This window comes from Petralouisia muris, assembly GCF_004793545.1.
GTDB classification, from domain to species: Bacteria; Bacillota; Clostridia; order Lachnospirales; family Lachnospiraceae; genus Petralouisia; species Petralouisia muris.
In genome coordinates this window covers 1-13,868 of the sequence record NZ_SRYA01000046.1, presented here as the reverse complement: position 1 = coordinate 13,868, position 13,868 = coordinate 1, and the positions used below count along the sequence as shown (strand labels likewise).

Sequence of the window (13,868 nt, the reverse complement as noted above, 5' to 3'; positions counted from 1 at the left end):
GAAGAAGGGCGCTGTAAAAGATATCATAGGGGCTGTCATTTCCTGACAGCTCCTTTTTCAGCAATATTGAAAGAAATTTTATGCCGATTTTACCAGGAATATTGACGTGTGTCTGAAAAAATGCTAAGATATGTGTAATAAAAAATGCAGACAGAGGGTATAAGAATGAGGAATAGTACATATGGTAAGCTGAATGACCTGTATCAGAAATATACAGGTTATATTGGAACGCGGGAGCTTTTGGAAGAGGGATTTACAAACCGCCAGATTGCCGCATTGACAGAAGAGGAATATCTGGAGAAGATATGCCATGGCTATTATTGGATGATACGATGCGGACATAGTAAGCCAATGGATTACAAGTGCATTGAGGTATCCCTGAGTAATCCGAGAGCAGTTATTTGTTTGGAGAGTGCCTGTTTTTACCAGGGAGCTGCAAGGCAGGAACCGGAAGCTCTTGCAGTTGCCACTGAGAGAACAGACCGAAGCCTGATGAAGATGAATTTTCCTGTGGAGCGGCATTATTTTTCACCGAATTATTATAAAGTTGCGCAGAAAAAGATAGACACTGTATTCGGCAGCTACCGGATTTATGATGTGGAGAGGAGCATTTGTGATTTGATCCGCCTGGGTAAAGTGAAAGAAGCGGAAGCCATATGTTCAGAAACGGGATATGGAGCAATGCATTTCGATGCAATCTCTCATGCAGACGGTAAGGATATGGAAAGGGAGGAGTATCAGAGATTATTGAAATATGCCGAGTTGTTCCGGGTCAGGAAGAACTTTATGCAGTAATGGTTCTGTAATAAATATGCAATGAAAGCTGAATGATGTATGCAGGAAGGAACTGGATGATGTGTTTTAATGGTACAGACAGAATGCAGGAAGGAATCGGGGATGTGATTTTAAAGATGCAGACAGAATGCAGGACGAAACTGGAGAAAGCGATTCGCTACAGCGAAGAGCATGGAGTGGACAAGGAAACGCTGATGGCCGTGGCGGGAGCGGCGAATGCGAAAATAGATTACAACGCTTTTGAGAAAGGGGAATGGAACATGTGCACGTTATTCGAGGAGATTGCGGAAGAAGGAAGAATTGAAGGGATGAAGAAGGGAAGAGAAGAAGGGATGAAGAAAGGAAGAGAAGAAGGAAGAGCAGTGGAAATCATAGAAATGGGAATTGAATTCCAACTGAAAGACGCAGATATCTTAGAGAGATTACAAAAAAAGCTGAATATATCTTTGCAAAAGGCCCGGGAATATTTTGGGGTGTTTGGAAATTGCGGAGGATGATGGGTATTATTTTCTTTAACTGTTGTGCAATATTCGGAACTGTAGACGACTGGGGAACGGAGAGATTGAGAAGCGGAATTATTTGGAACTCCCAAATGGGATATCCTTCCATATGTGGCAGGATATACAGTAACAAAATTATAGATTTCTCTTTCATCAAAAGTAATGCCGGAATAGCAACCTTCAACAATGGAACGAGCAGAACAGAGACACAAAATAAAGCAGCAGATGATATCTGCTGCTTTATGCATTATAAAATTATTTCCATTTAATGGTATAGTAACCGGAAGAAGTTCTGTTATAGCGTTCTACTTTGATATAATAGGTTCCTGGATCAATTCCAGATCTTTTACCGGTATAGCTGTTATAAAGATAATAAGGTCCATCCACATCCTTTGGATTCTTAATATTTGCTAATGCATAATAATTTGAACCATCAGCAAATGGCTTTCCATTTTTCTGATAAAGAGCAATCTTAAGTCCATTATAATAACTAACCATACCGCTGGAGTATTGAGCGCCGTTTGTCTTAACATTATAATTTATCTTTACCTGCTGTCTTTTGGTAACCTTGATTTTATACCAGTCTGCTTTGTTTTCGCCAGCAATAATAAGGCCTTTTACAGTTTTATTTTTGGCAAGAGTTTTTGCTTTGGATCTGGTGTTATTGGTGCCTTTTGCTGCGGAAACAGCGCTTGCAGTAATCTTTACTCCGCCTACGCTTTCAATTTTGAAATAATATGTTTTTCCTTTTTTTACACCGTAGGTTCTTGTGTAGTAACGAGAACCTTCGCCAACGGTATCATAATATTCACGATTCTGGCCAATAGCGCTTTTACTTCCGTTGCAAAAAGTTAAGTAACCCGCTGCGCCGCCGCTTGCAGCAGTGGAATTATTCTTAAGTGTAACAGTGATATATCCTGTCTTAGATGGTTTAAATTTAATATAAGTTTCTTTTCCTGTGACATATGTACATTCGTCATCCGTTATTGTTACAGTTGATTTGCCGCTACCTTTAAAGCTCAGTTTTCCTGCTGCCTGCACCTGCTCAGGTGTTGAAACGGCGAATACAGAAACCATCATAATTGCTGCAAGTACAAGACTTACAATTTTGTTGCATTTTCTTCCTTTCTTCATAACGCATGTTCCTTTCCTGTTCTTAGTCTATTTGGCAGAACTTTTCACATATCCTGTCTGTAATAATGTATCACATAGGTTCCCGAATTGTCAATATTTTGTGAAAAATATAAGAAAAAAATGTGAAATCCATGAAAAAGTTATGATTAAAGTACTATAACAACAATTGATACTTATCCAATATAACAGCAACGCCATGGTCATCATTGCTCAGAGTGACTGCATCGGCCTGGCGGCGGATGTCTTCAGGGGCGTTAGCCATGGCAACGCCCAGCCCGGCAGCTTTGATGATATCCAGATCGTTCTCACTGTCTCCGCAGGCAATGGTCCGCTCCAGGGGAATGTTCAGGCGTTTGCAGAGAAAAGATAAGCCTTTTGCTTTGGTGATTCCGGCATATGCAAATTCCAGATTTCCGTAACCGCCGGAAAGAAAGTTGATTTCTGGATATTGATTCAGAATCTGAATGGTTTGTTCCCGGTCTATGTAGGTTCCGTCTGGATTTGTCATAAAATTCAAGGTTAGTTTCTGGACGGGAAACTGGTTTTCCTGAATGAAAGCCAGGATATCAGGCAGGCATTTCCGGGTGGAAGTAATATATTTTTTCAGGGATGGCGGCAAAACTGTAATTTTTGCAAGGGTTTCACGGCATTGGGCGGGAGTATAGGCGTCTCCGTGAATGAACAAATCCATATGGATTTCCAACTGCAGCAGTTGTTTCAGAATATCAAGAACCAGATCTGCAGGCATACACTGTTCAAAGAGGCATTCTTTGTCAGGAATTTTGTAGATTCCAGCTCCGTTTGTGGTGATGGCGTAATGGATGCCCAGTTCATCCATTACATTAATAGGAAGTCCGCAGTAGGGCCGGCCGGTGGCAATGGCAAAAGAAACTCCTTGTTTCGCTGCTTTTCTGATGGCAGCTTTGTTTTCATTGGATATCTTTCCCTCTGAATTCAGCAGAGTGCCGTCCAAATCCAGGGCGACCAGTTGATAGGTTTGTTTTGCATTCATGAAATCTCCTCCTAGTGAAATATGTAGATGGCGATTAATTATTGTCATCTGCGCTGAGCACGACCGCTTGCGGCGTCTTCGTGTGAGTGCGCATCCCCTGGTGGGGCTGCATATCTGGCAATTTTTTAATGCCAGATATAGATAACAGATGAAATGTAGGAACAGGAGTATTGTAGACGGTAAAGTTAGAAAATTCAAGGACTTTTGCAAGGGAAAATCAGGGAAGAAAAAAATTAGAAAAATTTTGTAAAAAACTATTGACTTTTGTCCTGAAATAGTATTATAATAGTCAAGCAGTCGGCAATAAGCAAGCACAGAGAACTGCAAATACCATGGGATCTTAGCTCAGCTGGGAGAGCATCTGCCTTACAAGCAGAGGGTCACAGGTTCGAGCCCTGTAGGTCCCATTTTGCAGGTAACTGCAAGATAAGATAGAATATGGCGGAATAGCTCAGTTGGCGAGAGCACACGGTTCATACCCGTGGTGTCGGGGGTTCAAATCCCTCTTCCGCTACTAAGAATTTTAATATGGTAAGATATGGAGAATGGCTATATATGAGTATTAGAAAGTATTTTCTGGTATTGATATATAGTTATTTTTTGATCATCATCATATAATTTTGGGAATGAAAGGAGGGGTCTGTAGCAAAGTTCCCAAGTTTATTGTTGAAACGTTAAGCCTTTCTGCAGCAAAGAGAGATCGATTCAGAGAAAAAAGAAAATTGTTTGTTATCCTGTAATCCTCACATTATCCTGAAATTGTAATATACTATCATAAAGATAAGACAAAGAAGCGTTGTGTGTATGGAAGCGAACCAAAACCTACTTACAAATACCTGCGGTTTTGCAGGCGTTAAGCCAATTATGGTAGATTTACCTTATCCTGATATTCAGGTCAGGGCGAAAAATCAGGTATATGCAAATCTTCTCAGTGTGGATTACTGCGGGGCGACCTCTGAGTTGTCTGCAATTACTCAGTATATTAATAATGAAAACCGCATGTCCTGCGAAAAATGCCCCCTGGCAAAAACAATTCTGGGAATTGCCATGGCGGAAATGATGCATTTGCAAAAGCTGGGGGAACTGATTTATCTGTTAGGGGGAACTGTAGATTTTGTTGCAAGGCGTCAAAATGGCAGAAATGTGATGTGGACGCCGGGGTTCCTTAGTATTTCTGAAAATGTCAGAAATATGATTCTGGCTGATATCGAAGCGGAGAAATCAGCCATCAATCAATATCGGATGCATATGAAAGTGATCAAAGACGATTGTGTCAACCAGGTTTTGGAGAGAATCATAAAGGATGAGGAATATCATATTATGATTCTCCAGGTATTGCTGAAAGAATGTTCTTAAAGAAAACAGGAGTGAAAATTTCCATCTTGCCCTGCGTTCTGTTTCCCGCATCCATAGGATAAGAGTCTGGCATCATTGTTCCGTCAGGTAAAAAACTGCAAGCTGAGTACGATCCCGCAGTTCCAGCTTTTCTAAAATGGCGCTCAAGTAATTCCGGACAGTTCCTTCACTCAGGTAAAGCTGTCCGGCAATTTCCCGGTTGCTGCGCCCTTTTGCCACCAGTTCAATGATTTCCAGTTCCTTGTCTGTGATTCCTTTGGCGGAATAGTCATATTGGGAATGGTTCACAGAAGCCAGGAAATCAGGAAGCCGGGTAATGATTTCATTTCCGAACACATTCTGTCCTTTTGCCACGGCTTTTAAAGAGGGCAGCAGGCTTTCAAAATCCTGCTTCAAAATATATCCTTTTGCACCCAGCAGCAGTGACTGAACAATATATTCATCATCCAGAAATGTAGTCAGAAACAAGATCTTTGCTTCTGAATGCCGCTTTAAAATGATTTCAGCAGCTTCCAAGCCAGTCATTTCATCCATTCGGATATCCATAAGAAGGACTTCCGGGCGGTATGTTTCATAAAGGGCGACAGCCTCTTTTCCGTTATTTCCAATTCCCAGAACATTGATTTCTCCCGAGGATTCCAGAATGGTTTTCAAAGAAAGAGAAACAAATTGGTCGTCATCTACAATGATAATATTCATAGCAAGCTCCTTTTCTCAATGGTTTTCATGGGGAACAGCGGCAAAAATCTGAAACCCGTCTTTGGCGGACAGGGAAAACGTGCCGTTTAACTGCCGGATGCGTTCCTGCATATTGGCAATTCCCATACCGGAATGGCATTGTGCGATATTGGTTCCATTATCTTTGATAATCAACTGGTACAGGCTTGGATGCTCCCGCAGGGTAATTGAAATTTCACTGCCATTGCTGTGCCGGGACATGTTGGATAACGCCTCTTTTACAATGGAAATAAAGCAGTATTTTACAGAAGCCGGTATATAATGTCCCATATCATAATCCAGGCGGATGAGGTAGTTCTCAGAAAAGCCGGAGAATAATTCCAGCAGGGCGCCTTTCAAATCAATGGAATCGTCGTGAAGATTATGGACGCTTTCGCGAACGGAGGTCATGGCGGAGGATAAGGTCATGGTCAGGCCGTTCAGCGGTTCTTTCAGGTTTTCCTGCTGATTGACTGCGGATAAAGCTCCTGCCTGCAGGATGGAGCGGGAAAGCATATGGCCTACATTGTCGTGGATTTCCCGTGCAATCCGATTACGTTCTTTTAATGTGGCAATATGGATTTCCTGGTTTTGCTTTTCTATGAGATTTTTATTTTTCTGCTGAAGAAGCAAATGGTATTCTTTTGTGCTGTCTCTGAGGAGACGGAGATTTTCTTCCATTCCATGAAGCCTTGAAGTTTTCATAGCCAGAATCCATGCCAGCAGAAATAAAAGGATGACAATCCAAACACAGAAGTCAGATGCATCCCTGAGAGAAAGAAAGGGGAGCAGGCAGGAGGCAGAGTAAAAAATAAGGCTGCGTTTCGGTTGGTTTTCCAGTTGCTTCTGCCCGAGTTCCCGGGGAAGGCTCTTTGGTGTGCTCCCCAAAGACTGTCTGGATTCAAAGGCAGAAGAATGCAGGGAATGAATGGGAAAGGCAATGGTTATTTCATAGAATAAAAGGGGCAGAAAAAAGCCTGCTTCCGAAAGGCACAGGCTGATTCCTGCAAACAGCAGCCACAGCGCTGAAAGCGGGATTCGGTTTTGCCGGGAAAGGCCATGCCAGAACAAACAGTCCGGATTGCAGCAGCCGCAGAAGCTGGTAAAAATAATCGTTGTAAGGATTGCCAGTACATGGAACAGTCCGGCGTCGGGGATTTGAATATATAGAAGTAAGGTACAGCAGATAAAAAGTATCAGTTTATCAAGCAGAGCTGTCATAACCGGGCTCCTTCCTGTAAGTTTGAGAGGGACAGTTTCAGAATTTGTTCCTATTATAGCACAATCCAGGCGGATGGAACAGAAAATTGCGAATAATGTGACATTTGTCATGGAGAGGGATGACGTATGGCACTGTTGAAAGAACGCATTACCTGTTAGAATGAAAATATCCCTGGAGAGGCGGATGGAACTACAATACTCATGGAAGCTTTGAAAGAAACACAGGGTGGAATGAGAGAACACAGAAAGGATGGAGGAATGAAGTATGGGAGCAATGGTAGAGATAGATAATCTGGTAAAAAGATACAAAGAACTGATTGCGCTGGATCATCTGAAGCTTACGGTAGAGGAAGGAGAGATTTTCGGGCTGTTGGGGCCTAACGGCTCAGGAAAGACAACGGCCATCAATTGTATTTTGGCGTTGCTATACTTTGATAAAGGAAGCGTAAAGGTATTTGGTGAAGAGATACAGCCCAGCAGTTATGAGATTAAGAAGCAAATTGGCGTTGTGCTTCAAAATGTGGCAGTATTTGAAGAATTAACGGTACAGGAAAATATTGATTATTTCTGCGGACTGTATATTCGGGACAAAAGGCGGCGGAAACAGTATGTGGAAGAGGCTGTTGCATTTTCCGGTTTGGAGGATTTTCGGAAATTTTATCCCAAAAAACTGTCCGGAGGGCTGCTTCGAAGGTTGAATATTGCCTGCGGCATCGCCCACAAACCAAAGCTGATTATTATGGATGAGCCTACCGTTGCAGTAGATCCCCAGAGCCGGAACAGGATTCTGGAGGGAATTCAGGAATTGAACCGAAAAGGAGCCACCGTCATTTATACTTCTCATTATATGGAAGAGGTGGAGCAGATTTGCAGCCGGATTGCTATTCTGGATAAAGGAAGGTGCGTTGCGTCCGGAACCAGTGAAGAGCTGAAAGCAATGATTAAGACCGGAGAGAAAATCCACATGGAGGCTCTGGGCCTTCAGCCCTTTCATCTGGAAGAAATCAAAGAACTGCGCCATGTCTATCAGGTAGATTACCGGGAAGGAATGTTAGAGGTCAGGTGCAGCGGCGGAAAACACAATCTGGTGCATATCCTGGATTATTTTAGAAAACGTGAAATTGGATTTGGCAGAGTATATTCTGAACTGCCCACATTAAATGATGTATTTTTGGAAATTACGGGAAAAGAACTACGGGATTCGGCAGAGTGAATGTTTCGGGAATGTTTGGAGAGGAAAGCTTGCAGAACAAATTCTTGGGTATGGAGCCAGGAGACGGCAGGGCAAATCATAAAGGAGCCAGGAGACGGCAGGACAAATCATAAAGGAGGAAGGATATGTTTTTCAGATTATATAAATACAGTATGTTCCAGTCTGTGCGGGACAGAATGACTCTGTTCTGGAACCTGATATTTCCCGTTGTGCTGGGAACGCTGTTTCATGTGTCTTTTGGAGGATACGTTGAGGAACAGGTGATGTTTCATCAGATTCCGGTGGCGTATGCAGCGGAAGAAGCGAAAGGAGCCTTTGGGGAATTGCTGAAGGAATTAGAGGAAAGCAGTGAGCTGATAGAGGTGCAGAGGGTGGATGACAAGAAGGCAGAGCAGCTTTTGAAACATGGGGAAGTGGAAGGAATCTACCGTGTACAGCCAGATACAGAGCATGTCACTCTGATTGTGGCAGAGCAGGGGGTCAATCAGACGATTCTAAAATCCATACTGGAACAATACCAGCGTTTTAGCGCTGCATTTTCAAGGATCGGCAGAGAAAATCCAGAGGGAATCCAGGCGGCGGCAGAACGGTTAGAAGAAGAATGCCGGTATTTGAAGGCGGGCAGCATTACAGATGCTTCCATGAATGATGTGATGGATTGCTTTTATTCCCTGATTGCCATGGATTGTCTGATGGGAGCGACTTCCGGACTGATTGTGGCAATGGCTTTTAAAGCAGATGCAACGCCTCTGGCAGCCAGACGTGCAGTGGCCGGAGCCAGTCGATTTGGGATGCTTCTGCCAGATTTGGCTGCAAAGATTACCATGCAGTTTTTGTATGCGGCTTTTTCCATTTGTTATCTGACGTTTGCTTTGAACGTAAATTTGGGAGAGCATTTGGGATGGATGTTTTTAACTGCCTTAATGGGAAGCGCATTGGGAATTGTGATAGGATTTTTTATTGGCGTTGCGGGAAAACTTCGGTATGGCGTTAAGGAAGGGCTATGTATCGGCATTATGCTGGTATCAAGTTTTTTCAGCGGATTGATGTTTCAGGGAATGGCGCGGATTGTGGAGTTGTATGCGCCTGTGCTGAACCAGATTAATCCGGCGACTTTGATTTCCAAGTCTTTGTACAGCCTGAACATTTATGACAATATGAAGCCGTATGCTCAGTGTATGGGAAATATGGCGGCGCTGATTTTCATTCTGGTAGCAGGGGCTTTTCTTTTGGTAAGGAGGGAGCGGTATGCAGCTGTTTAAGGTGTTTTTTAAAATAATAAATAAAAATAAAGGCCAGTTAATTATGTACACGGTGGTTTATTTTTCTCTTGCTTTGCTTATGAGTAATGTGATGAAGGAGCAGGCAGAGGAGGAATTTTCAGGCGTTTCTTTAGACATTGCCCTGGAAAATAAGGATCAGGGAATGCTTGGGAATGCTCTTGAGGAATATCTGGGGGAACGTCATAATATAAAGAAAATGCCGGAAGGAAAAGCGGCTCTGCAGGATGCCATATATTATGAAGAAATTGATTATGTGCTGGCGATTCCAGAGGGATGCTCGGAAAAATTTGCCGCCAATGAGCGGGAAAATCTGCTGGAAGGCACGGTGGTGCCAGGCAGCAGCAGCTCATATCTGGCAGAACAAGAGCTGGAATGTTTTTTGAAAACAGCGGATATGTATTTGTGCGCAGGTTTTGGGCTGGAAGATGCAGTGCGTTTTACTATAGAGGATATGGAAGAGAAAGGAACGGTGGAATTTTTAAACAAAGGAGATGGACAGTCGCTTTCCAAAGGGTTCTATTTCTTTCAGTTTATTCCTTATGTTTTTCTCACAATGATGATTTTGGGGGTAGGGGTGGTGCTTAAGACTTTTCAGAATAAGGAGTTATCTGCCAGAAACAAATGCTCTGCGGTTCCTTATCTGCAGCAGAGTTTTCAGATTTTCCTGGGATCTTTGGTGTATATGCTGGCAGTGTACCTGGTCTTTATGGTAATGGCAGGATGCAATACAGGAGATTATATGTTTACCCCGCAGGGGATTTTAAGTGCAGTGAATGCTCTGCTGTTTGCAGTCTGTGCCTTATGCGTGTCCTGGTTTGCGGCTCAGTTTGCGCCTAATACGGCAGTGCTGAATGCCATCAGCAATGTATTCGGACTGGGCTTCAGTTTTCTGGGCGGAGTGTTTGTGTCCCTGGATTTGATGGGAGAGAGTGCGCAGAAAATCGCCAAGTTTGTGCCTTCCTACTGGTATGTGATTGCCAATCAGGATATCCAGAAGGTGGCGGAATTTTCAGATGCCGGGACGGTATACAAATCCTATTTGATGGTTCTTATGTTTGCGTTGGCGTTTTTTGCGGCGGGGCTTTTGGCGTACCGGATGAAGGAAAGGAGCAGGTGATTTTTTCGATAGCGCCGTTTGAACAGTTATTCCTGAACAATTCCTTAGAAAGACGGATGGCTCTGCTGTCTGCTGGATGGCAGGCTGCAGAGCCGGAGATGAGGCTGGAAATTACTGTTTTTTGCCGATTCTATGGTGAGCATTTCATATGTGTTGGAAGGGCCGTTCTTATTTTTTTATAGTGGCTCTTTTCCGTAAGGTAGGATCCAGAATCCGTTTGCGGATGCGCAGACTTTTGGGGGTAACCTCCAAAAGCTCGTCAGTTTCAATGAATTCCAGCGCTTGCTCCAGACTTAAGATTCTAGGCGGGGTCAAAGTCAGGGCTTCGTCTGCGCTGGAGGATCGGGTGTTGGTTAAATGCTTTTTCTTGCAGACATTCAGTTCAATGTCTTCCGGTTTGGCGCTCTGGCCGATTACCATGCCGGCGTATACCTTTTCCCCGGGCCCGATAAAGAGCGTTCCCCGATCCTGGGCGCTGAACAGTCCGTAAGTTACGGATTCTCCGGATTCAAAAGCAATAAGAGAGCCTTGTTTCCGATAGGCAATGTCACCCTTGTAAGGCTCATAGCCATTGAAAATAGTGTTGATAATGCCATTTCCTCTGGTGTCTGTGAGAAATTCGCTGCGATATCCGATGAGGCCCCGGGAAGGAATACTGAATTCCAATCTTGTGTAGCCTCCGCTGATGGGCCCCATATTCTGCAGTTCTCCTTTGCGCTGGCTTAATTTCTCAATGACGGCTCCGGTATATTCGTCCGGCACATCCACATAGGCCAGTTCCATGGGCTCCAATTTTTTGCCGTTTTCGTCCTTGTGATAGAGGACTTCCGCTTTGCTTACGGCGAATTCATAGCCTTCTCTTCGCATATTTTCGATCAAGACAGACAGATGCAGCTCTCCCCGTCCGGAAACCTTCAGACTGTCCGGGCTGTCAGTCTCTTCTACCCGCAGAGAAACGTCTGTGTTCAGTTCCCGAAACAGCCGATCCCTGATGTGACGGGAGGTGACAAACTTTCCTTCCTGTCCGGCAAGAGGGCTGTCGTTTACTATAAAGTTCATGGAAATGGTAGGCTCGGAGATTTTCTGGAAATCAATGGCGCAGGGAGCTTCCGGCGCACAGATGGTGTCTCCAATGTGAATGTCTGCAATTCCGGAAATGGCTACGATGGAGCCGATGTTTGCTTCCGTTACATCCACTTTATTCAGTCCGTCAAATTCATAGAGCTTACTGATACGCACCTTCTGCAGCTTGTCCGGTTCATGATGGTTTACAACCACGGCATCCTGGTTAACTTTCAGACAGCCGTTGTCCACTTTGCCGACGCCGATGCGTCCCACATATTCATTGTAGTCAATGGTGCTGATTAACACCTGGGTGTTGGCGTCCGGGTCGCCTTCCGGCGCCGGGATGTATTCCAGAATGGTTTCAAATAATGCGGTCATATCTTTCTTCTCATCATTTAAATCCTTAACTGCATAGCCGTCCCTGGCGGAAGCGTAGAGGAAGGGGCAGTCCAGCTGTTCGTCAGAGGCGTCCAGATCCATAAATAACTCCAGCACTTCATCAATGACGTCCTCGGGCCTTGCTTCCGGCCGGTCAATTTTGTTGATGCAGACAATGACTGGAAGGTCTAAGGCAAGTGCTTTCATCAGTACAAACTTCGTCTGGGGCATGGCTCCTTCAAAGGCGTCCACCACCAGGACCACCCCGTTTACCATTTTCAGCACCCGTTCCACTTCGCCGCCGAAGTCCGCATGGCCCGGCGTGTCAATAATGTTGATTTTGGTATCCTTATAAAAAACAGCGGTATTTTTGGAAAGAATGGTGATTCCCCGCTCTCTTTCAATATCATTGGAATCCATAACACGCTCCTGCACTTCCTGGTTGGCGCGGAACACGCCGCTTTGCTTTAACAGCTCATCCACCAGAGTGGTCTTGCCGTGATCTACATGGGCAATAATGGCAATGTTACGGATGTCCTCTCGTTTCATTTTCATAAAGTTGTCCTTCTTTCTACAATAAATTTCTAGTTTGCTAAACCAGCAGTCCAGCGGGCCGCATGGCCATCCTTACTGTGGAAGCAATGGCTTTCACAGTAATTGTCATTGTATTTTAACACATAATCTGTATTTGGCAAAGAATTTGTTGAGAAATTTATGGCAGGTGGTTGTATTTCGGGAAAAAGTAAGGCAGAAGACAGAAGAACTTGATTTTTCCAAAGGCGTTTTGACGTATGGAGACGTTGAATATAAAGAGAAATCTTTTCTAATTATATTTCATGTCATCAAATTAATCCCCTTGTATTGCGAATTTCAGTCTGTTATAATGAAATGCAGAGTAAGGAAAGAGGAGGATTGTCTCATGAGTGATGAGAATAACATGTTTGAAAACGATAATCAACCGAAAAATAACCCTCAGATGGAAAATAATCAGTGGCAGCAGGGAAATTACAACCAGCCCGATTATTCCCAGCAGCAGGGAAATTACAGCCAGCCCAATTACAATCAGCAGCCCTATCAGCAGAATTATACACAGCCCAGTTCCGGATTCGGAATCGCTTCCATGGTCTGCGGCATTCTGGCACTGATTACCTGCTGTCTGTGGTGCACCTGCATTCCCTTGGCGGTGGTGTCCATTGTTCTGGGTATTCTGCAGATCCAGAAAGGAACGGCTAAGGGAATGGCGATTGCAGGAATTGTCTGCTCTTCCATCGGCCTGATTTTATTTATTGCCCTGACCATTTACGGCAATTATCTTCAGAGTTCCGGAATGTATGACGAAATTATGAGAGAGCTGCAGATGATGCAGTAAGGAGGACTGGGAGATTCATTCCAATGCAGAAGCAGGAGAAGGGTACAGTGATATCCTTGTGAAATCCGAAGAGGGGAACCTGGGAATTGTGATAGGAGTGAAAGATGCCCGAGAAGGAGATTTAGAGACGGACTGCCAAAGGGCTTTGATGCAGATAGAAGAGAAAGATTATGCGGCGCAGCTTACAGCAGACGGATACGGGAGGATTCTCAAATATTCAGTCCCATGTTATAAAAGTGGTGCAAAGTGCAGTTGAATTCTTGACAAGTGGAAAATCAGGCTTTATAATGAGTTACAGTTTTAAGATAAAAAGACAATGACGAAGACAGTAAGGCAGTATTCCAACAGAAAGAATTTTCCGGAAAGGGACAACAGTTACCGGAGGGTTTACAGCGAGCCGGGAGGGTGTGAGCCGGTATCAGTAGAAGCTGCCCGAACATCACTTCCAAGTCGCCCTCTGAACTCTCTTCCATTCTGTATTATGATGCAGCAGGGAGAAACAGTAAGCAGGGACGGTTCGTTCCTCCGTTATGGGAACCGGGTATGCTGGCAGGCGGAATGTGCGATACGTTTTGCCAAAGTACATTGTAACAGGTGGTAACGATGCATGATATGGCTTCGTCCTTTTACAAAAGGGGCGGAGCCATTTTTTACTTTATAGGAAATTGCGATTTTTGAGGAGAGAAAAAGAACAAGAGTTTACCGAAC

General features: G+C 44.1%; 14 protein-coding genes and 2 tRNA genes. 11 read left to right on the top strand and 5 right to left on the bottom strand.

Translation table 11 applies throughout. The features are described from left to right. The first annotated feature begins 165 nt into the window (after nt 1-165). Entirely contained in the window at nt 166-795 is a 630-nt protein-coding gene (locus E5329_RS19110) for a type IV toxin-antitoxin system AbiEi family antitoxin domain-containing protein (protein ID WP_135990972.1), read from the top strand. A 56-nt stretch (nt 796-851) separates the two neighbouring features. Further along, a complete protein-coding gene (locus E5329_RS19105; RefSeq protein WP_135990971.1) occupies nt 852-1,292 on the top strand; it encodes a hypothetical protein in 441 nt (146 codons plus the stop codon). 258 nt (nt 1,293-1,550) lie between these two features. Here E5329_RS19105 and E5329_RS19100 read toward each other — a convergent pair whose 3' ends face one another. Together E5329_RS19100 and E5329_RS19095 are read right to left on the bottom strand one after the other, a co-directional pair. Beyond that, nucleotides 1,551-2,429, bottom strand: a complete 879-nt coding sequence (locus tag E5329_RS19100) for a hypothetical protein (RefSeq protein ID WP_135990970.1) — start codon at nt 2,427-2,429, stop codon at nt 1,551-1,553. Nucleotides 2,430-2,583: 154 nt separating this feature from the next. Then, on the bottom strand, nt 2,584-3,441 hold the full coding sequence (locus tag E5329_RS19095) for a Cof-type HAD-IIB family hydrolase (RefSeq protein WP_168356691.1): 858 nt from the start codon (nt 3,439-3,441) through the stop codon (nt 2,584-2,586). A gap of 334 nt (nt 3,442-3,775) precedes the next feature. Between E5329_RS19095 and E5329_RS19090 the strand changes: the two genes are divergently transcribed. The 3 genes from E5329_RS19090 to E5329_RS19080 all read left to right on the top strand — a co-directional run bounded on the left by E5329_RS19090 (nt 3,776) and on the right by E5329_RS19080 (nt 4,797). Further along, a tRNA-Val gene (locus tag E5329_RS19090) sits at nt 3,776-3,848 on the top strand. Nucleotides 3,849-3,881: 33 nt separating this feature from the next. Further along, nucleotides 3,882-3,955 (top strand) — tRNA-Met (locus tag E5329_RS19085). Between the two features lie 290 nt (nt 3,956-4,245). Beyond that, the gene (locus E5329_RS19080; RefSeq protein ID WP_135990968.1) at nt 4,246-4,797 is read left to right on the top strand and encodes a ferritin-like domain-containing protein; all 552 of its coding nucleotides are present in this window, start codon (nt 4,246-4,248) and stop codon (nt 4,795-4,797) included. A gap of 72 nt (nt 4,798-4,869) precedes the next feature. Here E5329_RS19080 and E5329_RS19075 read toward each other — a convergent pair whose 3' ends face one another. Both E5329_RS19075 and E5329_RS19070 read right to left on the bottom strand, forming a co-directional pair. Beyond that, nucleotides 4,870-5,496: a response regulator transcription factor gene (locus tag E5329_RS19075; protein WP_135990967.1), complete on the bottom strand. Its 627-nt coding sequence runs from the start codon at nt 5,494-5,496 to the stop codon at nt 4,870-4,872. A 15-nt stretch (nt 5,497-5,511) separates the two neighbouring features. After that, nucleotides 5,512-6,735: a sensor histidine kinase gene (locus tag E5329_RS19070; protein ID WP_168356690.1), complete on the bottom strand. Its 1,224-nt coding sequence runs from the start codon at nt 6,733-6,735 to the stop codon at nt 5,512-5,514. A 274-nt stretch (nt 6,736-7,009) separates the two neighbouring features. On the opposite strand from E5329_RS19070, the gene E5329_RS19065 reads away from it, so the two are divergent. From E5329_RS19065 to E5329_RS19055, 3 genes are all read left to right on the top strand, one after another. Continuing rightward, nucleotides 7,010-7,948, top strand: a complete 939-nt coding sequence (locus E5329_RS19065; protein ID WP_135990992.1) for an ABC transporter ATP-binding protein — start codon at nt 7,010-7,012, stop codon at nt 7,946-7,948. Between the two features lie 125 nt (nt 7,949-8,073). After that, complete coding sequence (locus E5329_RS19060; protein WP_135990965.1) at nt 8,074-9,210, top strand: ABC transporter permease; 1,137 nt, start codon at nt 8,074-8,076, stop codon at nt 9,208-9,210. Continuing rightward, on the top strand, nt 9,197-10,348 hold the full coding sequence (locus tag E5329_RS19055) for an ABC transporter permease (RefSeq protein WP_135990964.1): 1,152 nt from the start codon (nt 9,197-9,199) through the stop codon (nt 10,346-10,348). Before E5329_RS19060 ends, E5329_RS19055 begins: the two co-directional genes overlap by 14 nt. Before the next feature lie 168 nt (nt 10,349-10,516). Here E5329_RS19055 and typA read toward each other — a convergent pair whose 3' ends face one another. Next, a complete protein-coding gene (gene typA, locus E5329_RS19050; protein WP_135990963.1) occupies nt 10,517-12,346 on the bottom strand; it encodes a translational GTPase TypA in 1,830 nt (609 codons plus the stop codon). A gap of 364 nt (nt 12,347-12,710) precedes the next feature. Here typA and E5329_RS19045 point away from each other — a divergent pair, with 364 nt between their 5' ends. From E5329_RS19045 to E5329_RS19035, 3 genes are read left to right on the top strand one after another with little or no spacing between them, the layout of a single operon-like run. After that, nucleotides 12,711-13,160 carry a hypothetical protein gene (locus E5329_RS19045; RefSeq protein ID WP_135990962.1) on the top strand — a complete coding sequence of 150 codons (450 nt, stop codon included), beginning with the start codon at nt 12,711-12,713 and terminating at the stop codon, nt 13,158-13,160. Between the two features lie 13 nt (nt 13,161-13,173). Continuing rightward, the gene (locus E5329_RS19040) at nt 13,174-13,416 is read left to right on the top strand and encodes a PD-(D/E)XK nuclease domain-containing protein (RefSeq protein WP_135990961.1); all 243 of its coding nucleotides are present in this window, start codon (nt 13,174-13,176) and stop codon (nt 13,414-13,416) included. Between the two features lie 60 nt (nt 13,417-13,476). Further along, entirely contained in the window at nt 13,477-13,761 is a 285-nt protein-coding gene (locus tag E5329_RS19035) for a hypothetical protein (RefSeq protein WP_135990960.1), read from the top strand. Nucleotides 13,762-13,868 lie beyond the last annotated feature (107 nt).

Excerpts from the sequence above, each read along its gene's own strand:
- E5329_RS19110 (WP_135990972.1), top strand. The coding sequence starts at position 166 with ATGAGGAATAGTACATATGGTAAGCTGAATGACCTGTATCAGAAATAT.
- E5329_RS19105 (WP_135990971.1), top strand. The coding sequence starts at position 852 with ATGATGTGTTTTAATGGTACAGACAGAATGCAGGAAGGAATCGGGGAT.
- E5329_RS19100 (WP_135990970.1), bottom strand. The coding sequence starts at position 2,429 with ATGAAGAAAGGAAGAAAATGCAACAAAATTGTAAGTCTTGTACTTGCA.
- E5329_RS19095 (WP_168356691.1), bottom strand. The coding sequence starts at position 3,441 with ATGAATGCAAAACAAACCTATCAACTGGTCGCCCTGGATTTGGACGGC.
- E5329_RS19080 (WP_135990968.1), top strand. The coding sequence starts at position 4,246 with ATGGAAGCGAACCAAAACCTACTTACAAATACCTGCGGTTTTGCAGGC.
- E5329_RS19075 (WP_135990967.1), bottom strand. The coding sequence starts at position 5,496 with ATGAATATTATCATTGTAGATGACGACCAATTTGTTTCTCTTTCTTTG.
- E5329_RS19070 (WP_168356690.1), bottom strand. The coding sequence starts at position 6,735 with ATGACAGCTCTGCTTGATAAACTGATACTTTTTATCTGCTGTACCTTA.
- E5329_RS19065 (WP_135990992.1), top strand. The coding sequence starts at position 7,010 with ATGGTAGAGATAGATAATCTGGTAAAAAGATACAAAGAACTGATTGCG.
- E5329_RS19060 (WP_135990965.1), top strand. The coding sequence starts at position 8,074 with ATGTTTTTCAGATTATATAAATACAGTATGTTCCAGTCTGTGCGGGAC.
- E5329_RS19055 (WP_135990964.1), top strand. The coding sequence starts at position 9,197 with ATGCAGCTGTTTAAGGTGTTTTTTAAAATAATAAATAAAAATAAAGGC.
- typA (WP_135990963.1), bottom strand. The coding sequence starts at position 12,346 with ATGAAAATGAAACGAGAGGACATCCGTAACATTGCCATTATTGCCCAT.
- E5329_RS19045 (WP_135990962.1), top strand. The coding sequence starts at position 12,711 with ATGAGTGATGAGAATAACATGTTTGAAAACGATAATCAACCGAAAAAT.
- E5329_RS19035 (WP_135990960.1), top strand. The coding sequence starts at position 13,477 with ATGACGAAGACAGTAAGGCAGTATTCCAACAGAAAGAATTTTCCGGAA.